Raw genomic sequence first — 20977 nt, forward strand, 5'->3', positions numbered from 1 at the left:
TTGAACCGTCACGACCTGCGCCGCGCCCGAGGGGCTCGCCACCGATAGCGCAACGCGAGCACGCGTACGGTGACGACCGCCAGGATCACGAGCGTCCCCGCCAAACTCGAGTAACGCCCGTAGTGCAGCAGTACCGCGGTGGCGGTCGCGCCGAGCAGGGCGGGGATGGCGTAGATCTCGCTGTCCCGCCGCAGGATTCGCGGGATCTCGTTGGCGAGCACGTCCCGCAGCGCACCGCCGCCGACCGCGGTCGCCGCGCCGAGCAGCACGGCCGAGGGCCCGCCCAGTCCGGCGCGCGCGGCCACCAAAGTGCCTGTCACACAGAACACCCCGAGGCCGATCGCGTCGGCGACGTCGAGCGGGCGGCCGGTGAGCCGTTCGGGCGGATGCCACACGAACACGCACAGCGCGGCCACCACCGCGATGCCCAGATACGACAGGTCGGTGAACGCGAGCGGCGGATGCGCGCCGATCACCAGATCGCGCACGATGCCACCGCCGACCGCGGTCGCCGCCGCGAGCGTCACGATCCCCACGATGTCGAACTTCTTCTCCACCGCCAGCAACGCCCCCGACACCGCGAACGCGAAGGTGCCCAACCGGTCGCCCACCTGCTGGGCCGTCGTCACCGCGGAATCCAGCTGCGAGGTCCCCGCCAGGGACGCGCACATCGAGATCAGCACACCTGTGGCTACCACGCCCGCGGGCCGCGAGACAACCTCGCCGAATCCGGTCAGGAATCGAGAAGCCCGGGAGCGCCCCGCCGCCATAGCGTTTCCCCCATGACGAACACACTGGACGCGATCCTCTACCCCGTGACCGACATCGACGCCGCCAAGGCCCAGTTCACGACGCTGCTCGGCACCGAACCGGCGATCGATCAGCCCTACTACGTCCACTTCGAGACCGCCGCGGGCCTCGCGGTCGGCCTGGTCCCCAACGGCGCCGACCGCGGCATGACCGGCGGCACCCCCTTCTGGGCCGTCGACGACATCCAGGCCCACGTCAAATCCCTGGTCGAAGCGGGCGCCACCGTCACCGAGGAGCCCCACGACGTAGGCGGCGGCAAGCAGGTAGCCATCGTCAAGGACCCCCAGGGCAACATCATCGGCCTCGCCCAGTCCTGAAGCCCCCCACCCATCTCACGCGAGCAACAACCACGAAACCCGTTGCGGCGCACCGAGCCACGCCCGGTGCGCCACAGGGTCGCGTCAGGCCCCGCGAAACGCAGGGCCGCATCACGCCTCACACCCGGCACCCCACAGAACGCAGGCCCGCGTCACGCCCCGCGCCGCGTGCGCCGCAGAGCGCAGGGCCACGTCAGCCCCCATCAAGCCCCCCGCCCGGTCCGCTGCTGCAAATCGTCGATGAGCTGCGAAGCCTGCGCCTTCGTCAACCCCTCCGGCACCTCCTCGCCCGCCTCCTGCGCCAGCGTTTGCAGGTAGGACTCCTGCGGCCCCGTCATCGGCTCGTCACCGGTGGTCCACTCCTCGGGATCCTTCTCCGGATTCGGCTGCACCATGATCCCTCCTCACAGTCGGCTGAACATGTGTTCGACCGCCGATTACCCGAGCGCCCGATCTTCAATCACATCCCGGCGAACGGCCCCGGCCGGGACACGATCCCGGCGTCAAACCCCTTGCGGCGCAAGGCGCGGGAACCCGACCCCGGTCAACTCCGCCGACACCTCCCACAGCCGACGGGCCGTCTCGGCGTCGCGCGCCCGGTCCGAGCGACCGACGAGCTTCGGCGCACCGCGCCCCTCGAGGAACCCGCTCGGCCCCGCGTAGCTGTTGCCCGGGACCTCCGCCACCGCCGCGAACAGGGTCGGCAACGCCCCGTCCGCGTCGCTCTGGGCCAGGAGTCCGGCGATCGCCTTCCCCACGAGATAGCGCACCCGCCGCCCGTCGAACCGCACCAGATTCGTCGCCGCCACCCCGGGATGCGCGGCGGTGGCGATCACCGGCGACCCCGCCTCCTCGAGCCGCCGCTGCAATTCGGCGGTGAACAGCAGATTCGCCAGTTTCGACTGCGCGTACGCGCCCATCGGCCGATAGGTCCGGCGCTCCCAGTTCAGATCGTCGAAGTCGATCGACCCCGCCCGATGCCCGTTCGACGACACCGTCACCACCCGCCCCCGAATGCGCGGCAGCAGCAGATTGGTCAGCGCGAAATGCCCGAGATGGTTTGTGCCGAACTGCAATTCGAAGCCGTCACGGGTCCGCGTCAACGGCGGGAACATGACGCCCGCGTTGTTGATCAGGACGTCGACCGGTTCGGTGAGCTCCGCGGCGAACGTCCGCACCGAGTCGAGGTCGGCCAGATCGAGCCGCCGCACCTCGGTGCGCCCGCCCATCTCGGCCGCCGCCGCCCGCCCCTTGTCCGGATCGCGCACGGCGAGCACCACCCGCGCGTCCTTGGCGGCCAGCGCCCGGGCCGCCGCCCGGCCGATCCCGCTGTTGGCCCCCGTGACCACGATCGTGCGCCCCGCCTGCGAGGGAATGTCCGAAACCGAGAATGTTGTCATGAGCTACAAAGTAGTCAGTGGAAACAATGTCGTCAACGGAAACATTTTTGCTAGCATGTGTCTCGTGCCCGACGACCGCCCCTATCACCACGGCAATCTCCGCACCGCCCTGCTCGACGCGGCCGAACGCGGCCTGCGCGAGCGCGGTGCGGACCAGGTGACGCTGCGGGATCTGGCCCGCGAGATCGGCGTCAGCCACGCCGCCCCGCGCCGTCATTTCCCCAATCGCCAGGCATTGCTCGACGCCCTCGCCGAATCCGGTTTCGCCCGAATGGATTTCGCGCTGCGCGCGGCGCTGGCCGAGGCCGCCGACGACTTCCCCGCCCGCGTGCTGGCCACGATGACGGCCTACATCCGCTTCGCCGTAGACAACGCCGCCCTGCTGGAGTTGATGTACGCCGGTAAGCACCGCCCCGACGCCGCGCACCTGGTGGCCGCGGCCGAGGCGCCCATGGGCCTGATGAACGACCTGATCGTGCAAGGTCAGCGGCAGGGCGACCTCGAGGCGGGCCCGCCCGAACGAATCGGCGTCGTCCTGTTCGCGACGATGCAGGGCATCGCCTCGCTCGTCAACGGCGGCATGGTCCCCCCGGAATCCCTGGACGAGATCGTCGCGACCGCCGCCACACAGTTCCTGCGCGGCGCCCGCCCCTAGACCGCGAACACCCGCTCCCCCGGCGCGAGCCGCTCCACCCGCCGAGAGATCAACGCGCACAACTCCCACGGCCGCTTCATATCCCCGGTGGCCTTACCGCTGGTCAGAATCGCCCCCGACAACCCCCGCGCCGGATCGGCCCACCCGTACTGCGTCGTCAGACCGCTTCGCCCGAAATGGTTTTCGGTGTGCCGCCCGAATTTCGACCGCCGCCCGCCCAACTCGAACCCGGCCCGGCTCACCCGCCCCGCCACCCCCGGAATCCGCTCGGCGGGCGCGATGGCCCACCGCAACGTGTCCGGCCGCAGAATCCACTCACCGTCCAATTCCCCTCCGCGCGCGAGCATTTCGTAGAAGCGCGACAGCTCGTACGCGGTCGTCACGAGATTCCCGGACGGCAGTTCCGCGGTGAGGAACGCCCGCGTCGCCTCCTCCGACATGCCGCCCATCCCACCGCCGAGCGCCTTACGCGCCAGCGCGCGCCACACCCGCGACGGCCCGGGACCGACGCGCACCCCCGCCACCACCGCGTCCACATCCGCGGGCGCGACGCCGAAGTTGGTCCACCGGAAGCCCAACGGCCGCAACACCCGTTCGCGCAGATGCTCGCGCATCCGCTTGCCCGTCGCCCGCCGCACCAGCAACCGTTGGATCAACCCGCTGGTCAACGCGTGATACACCCGGAACCGTCCCGGCGGCCAGCTCGGCCGCAGCTCGGTCAGCGCCCGCACCGCCAACTCCTCGTCCACCACCGTGTCGAACCCGCGATACGGCCCGGTCAGGAACGGCACCCCCGCCGAATGCGACAGCACGTGCCCGATGGTGATCGCACCCTTCCCGTTCGCCGCGAACTCCGGAATGTACTGGCACACAGGATCTTCCAGCGCGAACACGCCGTCCTCGACGAGCATCGCCATCACCGTCGCCGCCACCCCCTTGGCCGTGGAGAACCCACAGAACGGGGTGTCCGGCGTGGCGAGCACCTTCTCCGCGTCCGGTCCGTCGCCGGGATCGTTGCCCCGCCCGTGCCCGATGGCCCGGTTCAGCACGATCTTCCCGTTGCGCCGCAGGCACACCTGGATGGCGGGCGTGGTCCCCAGCCGGTACCACCCGCGCACCGACTCCCACACCGCCTCGACCGTCCCGTCGGTGAGTCCCGCCGCGCCCGGCTCGTCCTCGGGCCCGACGGTCGTCACCGCGTCGAGATCCCCGGCGATGGTCACCAACGAGTCAACAGCCATCCGCCCATCCTAGAGATCCGGCCGCACGAGCCGGATGTGCGCGGCGAGGCCCCGATGGTCCGACCCGGGCAGCGACACCGTCTCCACCCGCGCGGCGTGCCCTCCCGCGACCAGGATGTGATCGATGCCGACCAGCGGCGGCCAGCGCTTGTCGGTCGGGTAGGTGACCAGATGCCCCGCCCCGGCCTGTTCGGCGGCGTCGCGGAACCGCCCGGACGCCAGCGCCCGGAACTGCCGATGATCGTAGGTGGCGTTGAAGTCGCCACCCACGAGCACGGGCCGACCCGCGGGCGCGCGCCCCAGAACCGCACGCAGCCTTGCCAATTCGTCGGCCCACACCCCGGCGTCGAGCACCGGCGGAATCGGATGGAACGCGTACACCGACACCGGCCCGACATCCGGTATCGCGGCCGTCGCCGAGAGCTGATTGAGCACATACCCGTCGTATTCGACGGTGTCGGACAACGGATATCGACTCCAGATCCCCGTCCCGGCGGCCGTGCGCGCGGGCGAGACGTACCGATACGGCAGCAGCCGATCCAGCCCCGCCCGCCCGAGCGCCTCGACCGCCCCCACCGTGACCTCGTTCACGGTGAGCACCTCCACCTCCCGAGCGCGCACCAGCTCGACGAACTGCGCCGGATCGGCCCCGTCGAACAGCAGATTGGCCTGCATCACCACCACCTGCCGCCCGCCGCCCGCGTCCGCCCCGCCCACGTACAACGGCGCCTGCGTCGCCAGCGCGGCGGCCACCACCGCCAGTGCGACACCCGCCCCGATCCACCGCCGCTGCACCGCGAACGCCACCGCCCCCAGGACCGCGACGGCCATCGCGTAAGGCGCGACCGAGGCCGCCAGAACGGCTGGCCGCCAGGACAATCCACTGAAGTGCGCCGCGATCCCGAACGCTCCCGTCACCGTCGCGATCCACGCCAGCACGGCCACGACGATCGCGAACACCGGCCGCCGCCGCGCCGATCCCGTCACCACGTGTCCACCCCCACCCGCCGCCGCGCGTTGATCCACCCGTCCCGCAGCGGTCCCGGTCGCGACAGCAGCGCCGCGGCGAGCACGTCCCGCGTCTCGACCGGATCGATGACCTCGTCGATCTCCAGATGCCGCGCCGCGTTCACCGCGCTGCCGTGCTCGTAGGCCGCGGCCACCAGCGCGTCGAACTGCCGCCGCCGTTCCGCCTCGTCCTCGATCGAGGCGAGGTGGTCGCGGGCGCCCAACCGCACCGCGCCCTCCAGTCCCATCCCGCCGAATTCCCCTGTGGGCCAAGCGATCGTGAGCGCGGTGTTGTGGAAACCCCCGGCCGCCATGGCGAGCGCCCCGAGCCCGTATCCCTTGCGCAGCACGATGGTCGCCGTCGGCACGGTCATATTGCCGCCGAGCACGAACAGCCGCGCGAACCGCCGCACCCCCGCGTCCTTCTCCGCCTCCGGTCCGACCATGAAACCCGGTGTGTCGCAGAGGGATACGACCGGCAACGCGTAGGCGTCGCACAGGTTCAGGAACCGGGCCAGCTTGTCGGCGGCGGACGCGTCGATCGCCCCGCCGTTCACGGTCGGCTGATTGGCGACGACCCCGACCGGTCTGCCGTCGAGCCGCGCGAGCGCGGTGATCGCCGCGGGCGCGAAATCCCGCCGCAGCTCCAGCACCGACCCGAGATCGAAGAGGATGTCGATTGCGGCGCGAATATCGTAGGCGCGCTTGCGATCCGCCGGAACGACGTGCCGCAACAGCCGTTGGTCGGCGACCTCGGCCGTGGGCAGATCCCCCTGGAAATAGGACAGGTACCGCCGCGCCACCCCCGCGCCCTCGGTCTCGTCGGCCACCACCACATCGACCACGCCGTTGCGGCGCTGCACCCCGATCGGCCCGATGTCCTCCGGCGCGAACACCCCCAGCCCTCCGCCCTCGATCATGGCGGGCCCTGCCATGCCGATATTGCTGTTCTCGGTCGCGATCACCACATCGCACAGCCCGAGCAGCGCGGCATTGCCCGCGAAGCAGCGGCCCGCCACCACCCCGACCGTCGGCACGGTGCCGCTGAGCCGGCCCATGGCGGCGAAGGTCGGATAGTGCAGCCCCGCCACGATGGGCGCGTCGGTGTCGTTGGGCCGCCCGCCCCCGCCCTCGGCGAAAAGCACGACGGGGAACCGTCTTTCGCGCGCGACGTTGAGCACCCGATCGGTCTTCTGATGGTTGTAGTAGCCCTGCGTGCCCGCCATGACCGTGTAGTCGTAGGCGAGGATCGCGCAGGTCGACCGCTCACGGTCGAACACATCGCCGTTGACCCGGCCCAGGCCGGTGACGATGCCGTCCGCGATCGTCTTGGCCTCCAGCTCCGCCAGCGATCGGTGCGCGCGCTGCGCCGCGACCGCGAATCCGCCGTACTCGACGTCCAATCCGGAATCGGTGACCGCCGCGATGTTCTCCCGCGCCGTCCGCATCCCGAGCCGGTGCCGCTTGGCGACCGCGTCCGGCCGCGCCGCGTCGTACCGGAGTGCCCGCCGCGCGAGCAGCTCCCCGACCACCGGCGGCATCTCCTCGGGATCGATCCGCGCGTCGGCCGCCGAATCCCCTTCCGCCGCACCGGGTTCCAGCGCGACCAGCGCCGTGCCCTCGGACACCACACTGCCCACCGCGACCGGAATCGCGAGCACGGTCCCCGGCACCGTCGCGACCACCGGATGCCGCATCTTCATCGCCTCGATCAGCAGCAGCGTCTGACCGCGAGCCACCACGTCGCCCACCCCGACCAGCACCTCGACCACGGCCCCGCCGGTGCTCGAACGCACCACCTCCCCCGCGAGATCGTCGCCGAGATCCGGCACGGTTTCGGTCGTCGGATCGATGAATTCCTTTGCCCGCGCGCGTAATTCGGGCAGGTTCCGCTCGAACCAGGTCGTATCGCAGACTCCGGCACGGAAGTCCGCATGCTCGAGGACGGCACGCTGCAATCCGAGAGTGGTCTCCACACCGCCGATCCGGCTCTCGGCAAGCACCCGCGCGGCCAGCCGGGCCGCCGCGTCGAGATCGCGGCCGTGCACGATCACCTTGGCCAGCAGCGAATCGAAGCGCGGATTCACCGTCATCCCCCGATACCCGCTCACCTCCGTGCGCACGCCCGCTCCGGCGGCGAGGTCGAATTCGGTCAGCGCGCCGCCCGACGCCGCCACGGTTCCGTCGTCGAGCAGCGTTTCGGCATTGATCCGGACCTGCACGGCGACCCCGCGCGGCCGCGTCCCGGCGAGCTCCAGCGCGGCCAGCGACTCGCCCGCGGCGAGCCGGAACTGGATGTCCACCAAATCGATTCCCAGCACCTCCTCGGTGACGGTGTGCTCGACCTGGATGCGCGGATTGACCTCGAGGAAGTAGAACTCGCCCTCGGGCGTGGCCAGGAATTCGACGGTCGCGACCCCGCGCAGGCGGGCGCGTTCGGCGATCGCGACCCCGGCGTCGAGCAGTGCGTTCCGGCGCGGTTCGGGCAGCACCGCGCTCGGCGCGATCTCGATCAGCTTCTGATGCCGCCGCTGCACACTGCAATCGCGGTCCCACAGATGCGTCACCGCGCCGGACGCGTCGCCCGCCACCTGCACCTCGACGTGCCGGGCGCAGGGCAGGAAGCGTTCCACGTAGAGCGCGTCGTCGCCGAACGCGGCCCGCGCCTCGGCCGCGCAATCGGCCACGGCCCGTTCGAGTTCCGCGGCGGCCCGCACGACCCGCACGCCCCGGCCCCCGCCGCCGGAGATCGCCTTGACCATGATCGCGGCGTCGCGTTCGGCGGCCTCCCGCTCCCAGAAGGCCCGCGCCTGCGCGAGGGAGGTCGCGCCCTCGGTACCCGGCAGCACGGGCACCCCGGCCTCGATCGCCAGCGCCCGGGCGCGCGCCTTGTCGCCGAACAGCTCCAGCGTCTCCGGCGACGGCCCGACGAACGCGATCCCCTCGGCCGCGCACGCCCGCGCGAATTCCGCGCTCTCGGAAAGGAATCCGTACCCGGGATGCACCGCGTCCGCCCGCGCGGCGGCCGCGGCCGACACGAGCGCCGCGACATCCAGATACGCCGCCGGTCCGGCCCCGGGCAACTCCACGACCTCATCGCACCGCCGGATGTGCAACGCGTCCCGCTCGTCGGCGGAGCGGACACCGAGGGTCGTCAGCCCCGCCGACGCCGCGGACCGGAACACGCGACACGCGATCTCCCCCCGGTTGGCCACCAGCAGACGCTCGAAACGCAGGTTGTTCACCGGGAGACCGTATCGAGACCGGGCGTCCCGTGGCACGGCCGGTGGCCCATTCCTTGTGGACCGCGCGGCCCGTGCCAGGTGCGCCCGGCGGATCAGCCCTCGGCGGCCGGTTCGTACAGGCTGAACGGCGTGCCCTGGTCGTCGCGGCAGTGCGCGATCCGCCCGACGCCCGGCACGGCCTCCGCACCGTCGCTGCTGCCACCGAGTTCGTGCAGGCGCTTGATCGACGCGTCGATATCGTCGGTGGCGAAGTACACCCGTGGCTGGGTGAACCCGTCCGCGCGCGGCGCGATGGCCCCGGCCGGGCCGTTGCCGATCACGTGGTAGTCGTCGCCGAATTCGTCTGTGCCCCAACCGAACAGGCCCCCGTAGAAGGCGCGGGCCTGGGCGGTGTCGGCGGCGGGGATCTCGAGCCAGTTGATCTGTCCGGGCATGATGTGGTCCTCTCAGTGATCGTCGGTTGACGTACCGGAGGACGAACGGCCGCGGTCGTTCTCGACAACCCCGGCGTCGAAAGTTTCCAGTGCCGCGCCGACGGCCGCCGCGACCGTCACCTCGAAGATCTCGTCCTCGGAATGCCCGGCCGCGGTGAGCCGATCGATGTCGGCGTCGGTGATCCGATAGGAGGCGTCCCGCACGAGCGCGACATAGGACGGCCACGGTTCGGGCAGCTCCGCCGCGGCGAGCGCCAACTCCCGCAGCTCGTCCACCGGGTCGGCGTGTTTCGCGGCGGGACCGCCCGCGAGCAGGAACCCGGGGAACCGATAGCCGAAGCGGTGCAGCGCCCGGGTACCGCTGTGCAACTGCCCCTCCCGCAGGACGAATCCGAACGCGTTGGCCAGCCGGTTGACGATGTTCCAGACCAGATTGACGCGCAACGCCTCTCGCACCGCCGCCCGCGGAACCCCGTCGACCATCCCGATATCCGCGCGCTTGGGCGTCCGGCACAGCACCTCGAGAAAGTCCCACACCGCCCGCAACTCCGGCCGCGCGGACGACGGATCATCGGGATCGATCTCCCCCTCCCCGGCGATGCGGGTGAGTTCGGCGTGGGAGTCGATACAGAACGGACACCGGTGCAGCCGCGCGGTATTCATCGCGAGGTACTCGCGCTCCCCCGCCGTCCAATACGACGGCCCGCGCATCGCGTCGGCGGTCAGGTCGAGCAGCGGGCGGGTGAGGAATCCGGGCCGATACAGCAGCGTCTTCACGATGTCCGGGCTGTCGGTCCGCGAGGTCGCGGAGGTCAGCGCCATGAACACCTTGGCTCGGCGGCGATGACCGTGGTCGAGGATGGTCAGTCTCATGAGGTCTCCGGAAGGTCGAGGTCGCGCAGCCGCCCGGCGAGGAAGCGGCGGTCGGCGGGATTGGCGGCCAGTTCGTGGGCGCGCCGGTACGCGGCGGCGGCCTCGGCGGTGCGGCCGAGGCGGCGCAGCAGATCGGCGCGGGCGGCGTGCAGCAGGTGATAGCGGTCGAGCCCGTCGATACGGTCGATGAGCGCCAAACCCGTTGCGGGAGTGGATGCCTCGGCCACCGCCACCGCGTGATTGAGCGCGATCACCGGCGACGGGGACAGGGCCAGCAGCCGCTCGTACAGGGCGGCGATGCCCGCCCAGTCGGTGTGCTCGGCGTCGGGCGCCTGCGCGTGCAGGGCGGCGACGGCCGCCTGCACCTGATACGGTCCCGGCCTGCCCAGCCGCAGGGCGCGGTCGAGAACGCCGACGGCTTCGGCGATTTCGTCCCGATCCCAGCGCGACCGGTCCTGATCGGCCAGCAACACCGGCTCCCCGGTGTCGTCGTAGCGGGCGGCGCGGCGCGAATCCTGGAGCAGCAGCAGCGCGACCAACCCCAGCGCCTCGGGTTCGTCGGGCATGAGCGTCGCGACCAGCTTGGCGAGCCGGATCGCCTCCCGCGGCAGCGCGCGCCGCTCGGGCCGATCGGGCGCGGCGGTGTATCCCCGCGTGAAGATCAGGTACAACACCGCGAGCACACCCGAAAGTCGTTCGGGCAGTTGCGAATCCGCCGGAACCTGCAAGCCGATGCCCGCGTCGCGGATCTTGCGTTTGGCCCGTACGAGCCGCTGCGCCAACGTCGATTCGGACACCAGGAACATCGCCGCGATCTGCCCGGCGGTCAGTCCCGCGACCGCTTGCAGGGTCAGCGCCACCCGCGCGTCCTCGGCCAGCGCCGGGTGACAGCAGGTGAAGATCAGACTCAGCCGCTCGTCCCCCATCCCGAGCAGGCCCTCCTCGTCGAATCCGGTCGTCATCGTCACCGCCTCGGGCGTCGGGCCGAGCTGGGCCAGCTTCTCCCGCCCCACCTTCGCGCGCCGCATCCGGTCGATCGCCCGATTCCGCGCGGTGGTCAGCAGCCACGCCACCGGATCGTCGGGCGCCGAGTCCGCCCAGGACCGCAACGCCAGCGCGCACGCGTCCTGCAACGCGTCCTCGGCGAGTTCGAAATCGCCGAGGACGCGGATCAGCGCCGCGAGCATCCGCGCCCGATGCTCCCGGTACACCTCCCGCAGGACCGGCGCGGCGGTCATTCCCCGGCGGCCGCCGAATCCGCCACCCGCTCGTACAGCCCCGGCACCGGCGCGATGGGCCGCACCTCGATCGTCCCCCGCGCCGCCATCGGACACAGCGCCGCCAACTCCAGCGCCTCGTCCAGATCCCGGCAATCGAGAACGTAAGCGCCCCCGAGATGTTCGTGCGTCTCGGCGAACGGCCCGTCCGTGATCAACGTCCGCCCCTCCCGCACACTCACCGTCGTGGCGGTGTGCTCCCCCTGCAAGGGCCGCCCCCACACGAACGCCCCCCGCCGCCGACACTCCTCGGCGAACCCGTTCACCCGGGCCAACGCCTCCTCGAACCCGGGCTCCCCCACCTCGGGCCGCTCACATCCGTAGATCAACAACATGTACTGCACAGGTCCTCCACTCCTCCGTCGGACGATCGGTTCAAGAGGATGACGAACAGACCGACCGTATCTCGACAGCGCGGCGGAGGAAGGCTCATCGGACCGGCAACCACGCCCGCGCGGCGAGGGTGCAGGCGGCGAAGACCATCGGCATGGTCCAGCGGTCGGGTCCGTCGCCGACGGTGAGGTGGGAGATCGCGGCCCCGGCGTAGATGAAGAACAGGCCCGCGTACGCCCATTCGCGGGTGCGGGGGTGGCCGGGGGTGAGGATGGCCGCGAGCGCCGCGACCTTGCCGACGCCGAGGAGGGTGAGGAAGTACACCGGGTAGCCGAGGTGGACGAGGGTGTCGCGCACGATGCCGATGCGCGCGAGATCCCAGCTCGCCCCGATCGCGGTCTCGGCCAGGATCGTGACGACCGGCAGCGCCTTCGCCAGTCGGATTGCGCGCGAACGGGTCTTCGAGGGGGTGAGGGTGGTGGTCATCGCGGGTGGCTCCTTCTCGGTGAGGATGGTCTCGACGCACTGACGTACGAGCCGCGCGAAACGTGACCGGTCACATTCGTCGCCGCCGATCCGTCAGGGATAGGGCGGCGCGATCAGAGGAGGCACCCGTGCACGACACCGAGTTCCTGGCCGAGGCGTTCGAGCGGCACCGCGCCCATCTGCGCGCGGTCGCCGCCCGCGTGCTCGGCTCGCTCAGCGAAGCCGACGACGCGGTGCAGGAGGCGTGGCTGCGCCTGGCCCGCACCGACACCGCCGACATCGACAACCTCGGCGGCTGGCTCACCACCGTCGTCGGCCGCATCTGCCTGGACATGCTGCGGTCCCGCAAACACGAGGAACCCCTCGACGACGACCACCTCCCCGACCCGGTGATCACCCCCGACACCACCCCGGAACACGAAGCGCTGCTTGCCGATTCGGTCGGCCTGGGCCTGCTCATGGTCCTGGAGTCGCTCAGCCCCGCCGAACGCCTCGCCTTCGTCCTGCACGACATGTTCGCCCTGCCCTACGACCGCATCGCCCCCATCGTCGACCGCACCCCGCAGACCGCCCGCAAACTCGCCAGCCAGGCCCGCCGCCGGGTCCAGGGCACCGTCCCGTCCCCCGACCGCCCCCGGCAGCGCCGCGTGGTCGACGCCTTCCTCACCGCCGCCCGCGACGGCGACTTCGCCGAACTCCTGCGCGTCCTCGACCCCGACGTGGTGCTGCGCGCCGACGCCGGTCAACTCACCCGCGTCATCCAGGGCGCCGAACCGGTCGCCACCCAGGCCCTGAGCTTCCGCCCCGCCGCCGTCCGCGCCACCTCCCACCGCGCCCTCGTCAACGGCCTCCCCGGCCTGATCAACCTCGTCGACGGCACCCCGGTCTCGATCATCGCCTTCACCCTCACCGGCGACCACATCACCGGCATCGAGATCCTCGCCGACCCGGCCCGCCTGAAAGACCTCGACCTCACCGGTGTCCTGACCTAACCGCCCCGCGAACTCAACGGCGCCGCAATGCTTTCCAGTGATCGCCCCTCCGCCCGCACCCCCAACAGCAACTCCACCACACCCCCGACCATCATCACCACCGCTCCGATCAGGAACGCCAGCGCCGTGCGTCCCGCGTCCCCGCCGGAGGTCAGATCCGCGAACACCAGCGGCCCCGCGATCCCGCCCGCGGCCGTGCCCACCGCGTAGAAGAACGCGATGGCCATCGCCCGCGTCTCCATCGGGAAGATCTCGCTCACCGTCAGATACGCCGAACTGGCCCCGCACGACGCCACGAACAGCACCACCGCCCAACACGCGGTCAGCGTCACCGCCGTCAGGTCACCGCGCACGAACAGTAATGCGGTGAGCGACAACAGGATTCCCGAACCGAGATACGACGCCGAGATCATCGGCTTGCGCCCCACGGTGTCGAAGAACCGGCCCAGCAGCAACGGCCCGAAGAAGCTCCCCAAACACATGACCGCGTAGAAGTACCCGGTCCGATCGCTCGGCACATCGAACGATTCATGCAGGATGACCGCGAAATTGAACGTCACCGCGTTGTAGAGGAACGCCTGCCCGACGAACAGCGCCAGCCCCAGCGCACTACGGCGCGGGTACTGCCGGATCATCACTTTCGCGATCTCCCCGAATCCGGTCGACCGCCGCTGCCGCACCTCGATGGTCTCCTCGACCGGCGACAGTTCCGCCCCAGTCTCCCCGCGCACCCGTTCCTCGACGCCGTCCACCAGCCGCTCGGCGTCGCGGTCGCGACCGTGGATGAACATCCACCGCGGACTCTCCGGCACGTGCCGCCGCACCACCAGCACCAGCAGCCCGAAGATCACCCCGATCCCGAACATCAAGCGCCAGCCGATATTCGGCGCGAACAGATTCGGATTCAACGCCGCCACCGACAGCAACGCCCCACCGGACGCGCCCAACCAGTAGGTCCCGTTGATGACGATATCGATGCGCCCGCGGTACTTGCTCGGAATCAGTTCGTCGATGGCCGAATTGATCGCCGCGTACTCGCCCCCGATGCCGAGCCCCGTACAGAACCGGAACACCACGAACCACCACAGCGAGAACGAGAACGCTGTCATCGCCGTCGCCACCAGATACACCACCAGCGTCACGATGAACAGCCGCTTGCGCCCGAACCGATCCGTCAACCACCCGAACAGCAACGCCCCCACGCACGCCCCTGTCACATACATCGCCGCCGCCAGCCCCGACACCTGCGCCGACGAGATCGCCAGCCCACTCCCCGGCTCCGACAGCCGCCCGGCCACACTGCCGACCACGGTGACCTCGAACCCGTCGACGATCCACACCGACCCCAGCCCGACCACGATCATCCAATGCCAGCGCGCCCACGGCAGTCGATCGAGCCGAGCCGGAATCTGCGTGCGCACGGTGCCCATGCGCGGAACGTTCCCCGTCCGCCGCTCCGAAAACCCTCGCTCACACCCCCAGCGTTCCCGCCAGGAACGGCCACGAGGTTCGCAGATCGTCCTCCCAGTACCCCCACGAGTGCGTGCCCACCGGCCGGTCGTCGAAGGTCACCGGAATCTCCAACGCGTGCAAGCGATTCACGAGGTTCACCGTGCAGTAGTGGATCGCCGCCTCGATCGGCCCGCCGAACACGATCTGCACCGGCAGCGGGATCCGGCCCTCCTGCACCCGCCGATCCGAGGGTGTGTCGTGCGGCGCGGCCGGAACTCCGCTGCCCGCGCTCAGGTAAACCGCTGTGCCCCTGAGCTTTTCGGCATTGAGCAGCGGGTCGTTGGCGCGCCACAACGGATCGTCGGCGGGCCCCCACATATTCGCCACGCTCTGCCCGCCGCCCCAGTTCTCGACGGTGAGCCGCACGAATTCGTGCCCGACGGGATCGGAGGTCTGCGCGCACCCGCTGTAGGAGGCCACGCCGTTCCAGAAGCCGGGCTTGGCGATGGCCAGGTTCAGCACCGAGGTGCCGCTCATCGACACGCCCGCGAGGGTGCGTTGCCCGTTCGCGCCCAGATAGGACTCGATGACCGGCGGCAGTTCCTCGTTGAGGAACGTCTGCCACTTGTTGTGCCCGAGCACGGCGTCGTCGCGGATCCAGTCGGTGTAGTAGGAGTTCGCGCCGCCGATGGGCGTCACCACGTTGACATCCTTGCCGCGCAGGTAGTCCACCGCGTCGGTCTGCTTGTCCCAGCCGCTCTCGTTCGGCCCGCCGCCGGACCCGTTGAGCAGATACAGCGTCGGCCGCGACGCCCCCGTCGCGCGCACGACCTGCACCGGAATCGGCCGGTTCATGGCCCGGGAGAACACCGTGACGGTCTCGTACCGGTCGCCCATCGGCTCGACCGAGACGACCCCGGGCACCTCGGGCGCGGCCGTCGCGATCGCACCGGTACCGGCCAGACAGGCCGTGGCGAGCACGCCCACCGCCACCCGGCACAGCGACGTTGTGGTCTTCACATCCATCCCCTTTCGCATCGGTCTCGCAGAACTTCGGACCGCTACCCCGGCCGGTTTGGTTCGCGCCCGGAAAAATTCGCACCGATCCGCACCCGGGGTCCTCCCGAAGTCCCCTGCGACCGAAATCGCCGCGGCCACCCCGGCCGCCGATCACGAAGGCAGGAATACCGATGAAGATGCGACGTTGCGTGGTAGCGGTGCTGGTGGCGGGCGCCGCCGCGGCCGGAATGACCGCCTGCTCCGACAACAAGTCCGATTCCGGCGGCTCGACGACCACCACGATGTCCGGTTCGACCGCGAACTCCACCACCGCGAACGCCGCCGGGGCGAAAATGGTCGGGTCCGGCTGCTCCGCCTACGCCGCGCAGAACCCCACCGGCCCCGGTTCGGTGAGCGGCATGGCGCAGGACCCGGTGGCCGTCGCCGCCTCCCACAACCCCATGCTCACCACCCTGACGGCCGCGGTCTCGGGTCAGCTCAACCCGCAGGTGAACCTGGTCGACACCCTCAACGGCGGCCAGTTCACCGTATTCGCCCCGGTCGACTCGGCTTTCGCGAAGATCCCGGCCGCCACGGTCGACTCGCTGAAGACCGACTCGGCGACCCTCACCAAGATCCTCACCTATCACGTCGTGCCGGGGCAGATCGCGCCCGACAAGATCGCCGGGACGCACAAGACGGTCGAGGGCGCGGATGTCACGGTCACCGGCTCCGGCGACGCGTTGAAGGTGGGCGACGCGTCGGTCGTCTGCGGCGGCGTCAAGACCGCGAACGCGACGGTCTACCTCATCGACACCGTCCTCATGCCCCCGGCCTGATCCACGTGTCCGCCTCCGTCGCCCGCCGCATCACGGCCGGGATACTCTCGGCCGCAACGGTTCTCGGCGTCGGCCACCTCGTCGCGGCGGTCGTCGACCCGGCCGCCTCGCCCCTGTTCGCCCTCGGCGCGGCCGTGGTCGACCGCACCCCGCACACGCTGAAGGACGCCGCCATCCGATGGTTCGGCAGCAACGACAAAACCGCCCTGTTCGCCACGATGGCCGCGGTCATGCTGCTCGGAGCGGCCGTCCTCGGCCTCCTCGAACACCGCCGCCCCTGGGGCACCCTCCTCCTGGCCCTCCTCGGCCTCCTCGTCACCGCAGCCGCCCTCCAAAGACCCACCGCCACCCCCCTTTTCGCCATCCCCACCCTCGTCGGCACAGTCGCCGGAGCGCTCGTGCTGCACCTCCTGATCCCGACATCGCCACGAACCACCCCAGCACCCACCGAACCCTCACGCCGCGCATACCTCACGCTGGCGGCGGGCGCGGCCACGCTGGCCGTGGGCGCGGCGGCCGCCGGGCAGTGGCTCGGCACCCGGCTGCGCGACGTGACCGCCGACCGCGCCCGGTTCCGGCTGCCCCGCACGGATTCGCCCGCGCCCGCCCCCGGCGCGGCCCGGGTCCCGGTGCCGGGCGTCACCGGGTTCATCACCCCCGCCGACCGCTTCTACCGCGTCGACACCGCCCTGCAACTACCCGCCCTCACCAGCTCCGCGTGGCGGCTGCGCATTCACGGAATGGCCGACCGCACAATAGAATTCGACTTCGACCGGCTGCGCGCCTGCCAGGCGGTCGAACGCACGATCACCCTCACCTGCGTCTCCAACGAGGTCGGCGGCGACCTCGCCGGAACCGCCGTCTGGACCGGCTACCCCTTGGCCGATCTGCTCCGCGAGGCGGGCCCGCACCCCGACGCGGACATGCTGCTGTCCCGCAGTATCGACGGATTCACCGCCAGCACACCGCTTTCGGCGATCCTCGACGGCCGCGACGCCCTCCTGGCCGTCGGCATGAACGGCGCCCCCCTGCCCGTCGAGCACGGCTACCCGGCCCGCCTGATCGTCCCCGGCCTCTACGGCTACGTCTCGGCCACCAAATGGGTCATCGACCTGGAACTCACCCGCTTCGACCGTGCCCGCGCCTACTGGACCCAACGCGGCTGGGCCGCCGACGCCCCGATCAAGACCGCCTCCCGCATCGACGTCCCCGCCGCCTTCGCGACCGTCCCCGCGGGCGTCGTCACCGTCGCGGGCGTCGCCTGGGCCCAGCACCGCGGCATCGACGCCGTCGAAATCCAGGTCGACGACACCCCCTGGCAACCCGCCACCCTCGCCGCCGAGTACTCGAAAGACACCTGGCGCCAATGGTTCTGGCGCTGGGACGCGTCCCCGGGCACCCACACCCTCCGCGTCCGCGCCCGCGACCGCGACGGCATCACCCAGACCGACCACCGCGCCCCACCCTTCCCCGACGGCGCCACCGGCTGGCACAGCCGCGTCATCACCGTCCGCTGACCCGCCCCGCCGCCGCACAACGAGAAGCCAACCGCCCGAACGCTTCCCGCAACTCGTCCGGCCGCACCACCTCGAGATCGGCGTCGAACCGCGCCAGCGCCGCCGCCAACGCCACCCACGACCACGACCCCGCCGTGAGCCGACACCGCCCCGGCCCGAGCTCCTCCACGATCCCGTCCTCGGCGAACGGCGACACCTCGGCGGCGGACCGCGCGAGGATCACCTCCCCCCAGCACGGCCACAACCCGGAACCGTCTGTGCCGCTGAACCTTCCGGCCACGAACGCCCCCACGTCCCCACCCGGCACCGCGCGCGGAGCGAATCGCGGTCCCGTCGGCGTCCGCGGCGCGATCCGATCCGCCCGGAAGATCCGCCACTCCCCGCGATCGAGATCCCACGCCACCAGATACCACCGCCCGTCCCGCGTCACGAGGTGATGCGGTTCCACCCGCCGCGGCGTATCGCTCCCGTAGTCGAACCGTAGGACCTCCCCCGCGTGCACCGCCGCGCTCACCGCCGCCAGCACCTCGCCGTCCACCGACGGCCCCGGCCGCCCGACGGCGGTCACGCGCACGGCGTCGACCCGATGCCGCAGCCGCGCGGGCATCACCTCCCGCACGACGGTCAGCGCCCGCAACGCCGCCTCCCCGATCCCCGCCCCGGTGGCCGCGGCCGTCCGCAACGCCACCGCCACGGCCACCGCCTGTTCGTCGTCGAACAGCAACGGCGGCAACCGCGTTCCCGCACCCAACCGGTACCCGCCGTCCGGCCCCTTCACCGTCACGATCGGATACCCCAGCTCCCGCAGCCGTTCCACATCCCGGCGCACCGTGCGCGGACTGACCTTGAGCCGCTCGGCCAGCGACGCGCCCGGCCAGTCCCGCCGCGCCTGCAACAACGACAACAGCGCGAGCAACCGCGCGGAGGTTTTCGGCACGAATCCATCCTGCCCGAAGAAGCGGACACATCCTGTCCTCTACCGCTGCGAATCTGGTCCCATGTCAATCACGACCACCACCCACCTGAACTTCCGCGGCGACGCCCGAACCGCCCTCGAGTTCTACCGATCCGTCTTCGGCGGCGACCTCACCGTCGTCACCTACGCCGACACCGGGAACACCGCCGAGGGCGACCACGTCCTGTGGGGACAAGTCCTCGCCGACAACGGTTTTCACGTCATGGCCTACGACGTCCCCGCCACCCTGCCCTACCACCCCGGCGAGAACCCGGTCTTCGTCTCCGTGCGCGGCGACACCGTCCAGGAGATCACCGGCTACTGGAACGCCCTGAGCGCGGACGCCACCGTCGTGGTCCCCCTCGGCCCGGCGGGCTGGGCCGACACCTACGGCATGTTGCGCGACCGCTTCGGCGTGGCATGGGTTCTCGACGTGGTGACGCCCGGGTAAGATAACCCGCGAACACTTGGGAGGGGGGTTCGATGGTCACCTTTGTCGATTTGCGCGACGCGAAACCGCAACTCTGGCAGACCGCTGCGGACGACATGCTGGCGATCTCCAAACAGACCGAGCGCACCGCCGACAACATCCACGCCAACGGCATCAAGGAGTTGTCCGAGAGCTGGCCCGACCGGACCGGCGAGCGAGCGCGCGCGGTCCTGGTCAAGGTCGCCAACCGAATGGTCAACGCCAGCATCCTGTCTCGCGGCGCGATGACCGCCTTGGACACCCTCCAGGACGCGATCGGCATCGCCCAGCGCGAGCTGACCGGCGCAATACAACGCGCCGGTCAACTCGGCCTGTCCGTCGACGGCACCGGCCGCGTCACCATCCCCAAGGGCACCGTCCCCGACGCGCTGACCTTCCTCGAGCTGATCGAGGCCCAACGCACGATCGACGACGCCGTCGAGGCCGCCACCCAGGCCGATCAGGCGTGCGTGGCGGCCATCAACGCGGTCTCGGTCGACCCCGACACCATCGACGCCGCCCAGGCGCAGGCCCGCCAGGCCACCGCCGTGCAGAAAGCCCTGGAGGCCCTGCGCGATGCGCTCCCCGACGGCCTCACCGAGGCCCAGGTCGCGGAGTGGTGGGCGAGCCTGACCCCCGAACAGCAACAGGCCCTCATGCGCGCGGTCCCCGTCGAATTGTGCGCTCTGCGTGGCATTCCCGAGGACGTGAAGAACGCCCTGCGCGACGACGGCCGCGGCTACGATCCGACCAAGACCGTCGCCTGGGCCCTCGCGCACGCCAACGACACCGGCATCGACGTCTTCGGCAACAACTGCGCCAACTTCGCCTCGCACAGCCTGCGCGAGGGCGGCCTGAAGGACAAGATGGACTTCTGGAGCTGGGGCACCCTCGACAGCGACAACTGGGGCACCTCCGCCGCGGGCGATCTGGGCGTCCCGTTCATCCAGGGCAAGACCCACACCGAGTCCTGGTACAACTCCGACGCCCAGCGCAAGTTCTTCCTCGACCACGGTGGCTCGGAAGTGCCTGTCGCCCAAGCGAAACCGGGCGACATCGTGTACTTCAACTACGCCGACGGCCCCGGCGACCACCCCGACGGCGTCAGCCACCACACCGCCGTCGTCACCGCCGTCCTCCCCGACGGCGAGGTCCTCTACACCCAGCACACCCCCGGCGCGGCCAACCAGAGTCTCCAGGATCGGTTGCCCGTCGGCGAGCAGCGCGAGGGCCGCCAGACGGTGACGATCGTGCGCCCGAAGGAAACCTGGTGACCCTGCCGCGCCTACGCCCGGCCCTCATCGTCGGCCCGATCGCGCTCGCCGCCGCCGCACTCGCCTTCTGGACCCGCGCCGCCCGCCGCACGCGCTGGCACGACGAGGTCGTCGGCACCCACTGCCGCCTCGTGCCGCCGCTGCCGGACGTCACCGCGGTGACCGTGCTCGCGATCGTCGCCGCGGCCCTGGCCACGGCCTGTTTCGCCCTCGCCTGCCGAGTGCTGGCGAGCCGATCGCCCCGCCCGCTGCTGATCCTCGCCGCCGTGCTGTGCGCGGTCGCGGTCGGCGGCGTCGTGACCGGGGTGTTCTTCCTGATCTCCGCACCGACCGATCCCTACGGAGGTTTGGACGGCAGCGGCCTGCCCTGCGGCAGCGGTTAGAAAAACACGACGAGGGGG

General features: G+C 70.9%; 22 protein-coding genes. 8 read left to right on the plus strand and 14 right to left on the minus strand.

Going from position 1 to position 20977, the window contains the following annotated elements; genetic code table 11:
- Positions 1–8: 8 nt before the first annotated feature.
- Positions 9–671 carry a trimeric intracellular cation channel family protein gene (locus tag ACWDSJ_RS17385; RefSeq protein ID WP_387362314.1) on the minus strand — a complete coding sequence of 221 codons (663 nt, stop codon included), beginning with the start codon at positions 669–671 and terminating at the stop codon, positions 9–11.
- Between the two features lie 111 nt (positions 672–782).
- On the opposite strand from ACWDSJ_RS17385, the gene ACWDSJ_RS17390 reads away from it, so the two are divergent.
- Positions 783–1127: a VOC family protein gene (locus ACWDSJ_RS17390; protein WP_450033106.1), complete on the plus strand. Its 345-nt coding sequence runs from the start codon at positions 783–785 to the stop codon at positions 1125–1127.
- Between the two features lie 203 nt (positions 1128–1330).
- Here ACWDSJ_RS17390 and ACWDSJ_RS17395 read toward each other — a convergent pair whose 3' ends face one another.
- On the minus strand, positions 1331–1522 hold the full coding sequence (locus tag ACWDSJ_RS17395; protein ID WP_387362101.1) for a DUF3072 domain-containing protein: 192 nt from the start codon (positions 1520–1522) through the stop codon (positions 1331–1333).
- A gap of 108 nt (positions 1523–1630) precedes the next feature.
- A complete protein-coding gene (locus ACWDSJ_RS17400; protein WP_450033109.1) occupies positions 1631–2527 on the minus strand; it encodes an oxidoreductase in 897 nt (298 codons plus the stop codon).
- A gap of 64 nt (positions 2528–2591) precedes the next feature.
- Between ACWDSJ_RS17400 and ACWDSJ_RS17405 the strand changes: the two genes are divergently transcribed.
- The gene (locus ACWDSJ_RS17405; protein ID WP_387362097.1) at positions 2592–3182 is read left to right on the plus strand and encodes a TetR/AcrR family transcriptional regulator; all 591 of its coding nucleotides are present in this window, start codon (positions 2592–2594) and stop codon (positions 3180–3182) included.
- Here the strand turns inward: ACWDSJ_RS17405 and ACWDSJ_RS17410 are convergent.
- The 8 genes from ACWDSJ_RS17410 to ACWDSJ_RS17445 all read right to left on the minus strand — a co-directional run bounded on the left by ACWDSJ_RS17410 (position 3179) and on the right by ACWDSJ_RS17445 (position 12079).
- Complete coding sequence (locus tag ACWDSJ_RS17410; RefSeq protein ID WP_450033111.1) at positions 3179–4423, minus strand: serine hydrolase domain-containing protein; 1245 nt, start codon at positions 4421–4423, stop codon at positions 3179–3181. The genes ACWDSJ_RS17405 and ACWDSJ_RS17410 overlap by 4 nt on opposite strands.
- Before the next feature lie 9 nt (positions 4424–4432).
- Positions 4433–5413 (minus strand): endonuclease/exonuclease/phosphatase family protein, encoded by a 981-nt coding sequence (locus ACWDSJ_RS17415; protein WP_450033112.1) that lies wholly within the window; start codon positions 5411–5413, stop codon positions 4433–4435.
- Positions 5407–8676, minus strand: coding sequence for a carboxyl transferase domain-containing protein (locus ACWDSJ_RS17420; protein ID WP_450033114.1), 3270 nt, complete (start codon positions 8674–8676; stop codon positions 5407–5409). The genes ACWDSJ_RS17415 and ACWDSJ_RS17420 overlap by 7 nt, the downstream gene beginning before the upstream one ends.
- Positions 8677–8768: 92 nt before the next feature.
- Positions 8769–9110, minus strand: coding sequence for a VOC family protein (locus tag ACWDSJ_RS17425; protein WP_450033115.1), 342 nt, complete (start codon positions 9108–9110; stop codon positions 8769–8771).
- A gap of 12 nt (positions 9111–9122) precedes the next feature.
- A complete protein-coding gene (locus ACWDSJ_RS17430; protein ID WP_450033116.1) occupies positions 9123–9983 on the minus strand; it encodes a hypothetical protein in 861 nt (286 codons plus the stop codon).
- Positions 9980–11221, minus strand: a complete 1242-nt coding sequence (locus tag ACWDSJ_RS17435; protein ID WP_450033117.1) for an RNA polymerase sigma factor — start codon at positions 11219–11221, stop codon at positions 9980–9982. The genes ACWDSJ_RS17430 and ACWDSJ_RS17435 overlap by 4 nt, the downstream gene beginning before the upstream one ends.
- The gene (locus ACWDSJ_RS17440; RefSeq protein WP_450033285.1) at positions 11218–11595 is read right to left on the minus strand and encodes a YciI family protein; all 378 of its coding nucleotides are present in this window, start codon (positions 11593–11595) and stop codon (positions 11218–11220) included. The genes ACWDSJ_RS17435 and ACWDSJ_RS17440 overlap by 4 nt, the downstream gene beginning before the upstream one ends.
- Before the next feature lie 94 nt (positions 11596–11689).
- A complete protein-coding gene (locus tag ACWDSJ_RS17445; RefSeq protein ID WP_387362082.1) occupies positions 11690–12079 on the minus strand; it encodes a DoxX family protein in 390 nt (129 codons plus the stop codon).
- Positions 12080–12207: 128 nt separating this feature from the next.
- On the opposite strand from ACWDSJ_RS17445, the gene ACWDSJ_RS17450 reads away from it, so the two are divergent.
- Positions 12208–13071 (plus strand): sigma-70 family RNA polymerase sigma factor, encoded by an 864-nt coding sequence (locus ACWDSJ_RS17450; RefSeq protein WP_450033118.1) that lies wholly within the window; start codon positions 12208–12210, stop codon positions 13069–13071.
- Here ACWDSJ_RS17450 and ACWDSJ_RS17455 read toward each other — a convergent pair.
- Together ACWDSJ_RS17455 and ACWDSJ_RS17460 are read right to left on the minus strand one after the other, a co-directional pair.
- Positions 13068–14501 (minus strand): MFS transporter, encoded by a 1434-nt coding sequence (locus ACWDSJ_RS17455; protein ID WP_450033119.1) that lies wholly within the window; start codon positions 14499–14501, stop codon positions 13068–13070. The genes ACWDSJ_RS17450 and ACWDSJ_RS17455 overlap by 4 nt on opposite strands.
- Positions 14502–14541: 40 nt before the next feature.
- Positions 14542–15549 carry an alpha/beta hydrolase gene (locus tag ACWDSJ_RS17460; RefSeq protein ID WP_450033286.1) on the minus strand — a complete coding sequence of 336 codons (1008 nt, stop codon included), beginning with the start codon at positions 15547–15549 and terminating at the stop codon, positions 14542–14544.
- A gap of 164 nt (positions 15550–15713) precedes the next feature.
- Between ACWDSJ_RS17460 and ACWDSJ_RS17465 the strand changes: the two genes are divergently transcribed.
- Complete coding sequence (locus ACWDSJ_RS17465) at positions 15714–16361, plus strand: fasciclin domain-containing protein (RefSeq protein WP_387362077.1); 648 nt, start codon at positions 15714–15716, stop codon at positions 16359–16361.
- Between the two features lie 5 nt (positions 16362–16366).
- The gene (locus tag ACWDSJ_RS17470; protein ID WP_450033120.1) at positions 16367–17878 is read left to right on the plus strand and encodes a molybdopterin-dependent oxidoreductase; all 1512 of its coding nucleotides are present in this window, start codon (positions 16367–16369) and stop codon (positions 17876–17878) included.
- On the opposite strand, the gene ACWDSJ_RS17475 is transcribed toward ACWDSJ_RS17470, so the two are convergent.
- The gene (locus tag ACWDSJ_RS17475; protein ID WP_450033121.1) at positions 17865–18815 is read right to left on the minus strand and encodes a helix-turn-helix transcriptional regulator; all 951 of its coding nucleotides are present in this window, start codon (positions 18813–18815) and stop codon (positions 17865–17867) included. The genes ACWDSJ_RS17470 and ACWDSJ_RS17475 overlap by 14 nt on opposite strands.
- A 61-nt stretch (positions 18816–18876) precedes the next feature.
- Here ACWDSJ_RS17475 and ACWDSJ_RS17480 point away from each other — a divergent pair, with 61 nt between their 5' ends.
- Genes ACWDSJ_RS17480 through ACWDSJ_RS17490 form a run of 3 tightly spaced genes read left to right on the plus strand, consistent with a single transcriptional unit; the run spans position 18877 to position 20959 of the window.
- On the plus strand, positions 18877–19284 hold the full coding sequence (locus ACWDSJ_RS17480) for a VOC family protein (RefSeq protein ID WP_450033122.1): 408 nt from the start codon (positions 18877–18879) through the stop codon (positions 19282–19284).
- A gap of 32 nt (positions 19285–19316) precedes the next feature.
- Positions 19317–20576 (plus strand): amidase domain-containing protein, encoded by a 1260-nt coding sequence (locus tag ACWDSJ_RS17485; RefSeq protein ID WP_450033123.1) that lies wholly within the window; start codon positions 19317–19319, stop codon positions 20574–20576.
- A complete protein-coding gene (locus ACWDSJ_RS17490; protein ID WP_450033124.1) occupies positions 20573–20959 on the plus strand; it encodes a hypothetical protein in 387 nt (128 codons plus the stop codon). Before ACWDSJ_RS17485 ends, ACWDSJ_RS17490 begins: the two co-directional genes overlap by 4 nt.
- Positions 20960–20977 lie beyond the last annotated feature (18 nt).

The sequence above is a fragment of the Nocardia sp. NPDC003482 genome (assembly GCF_053588115.1).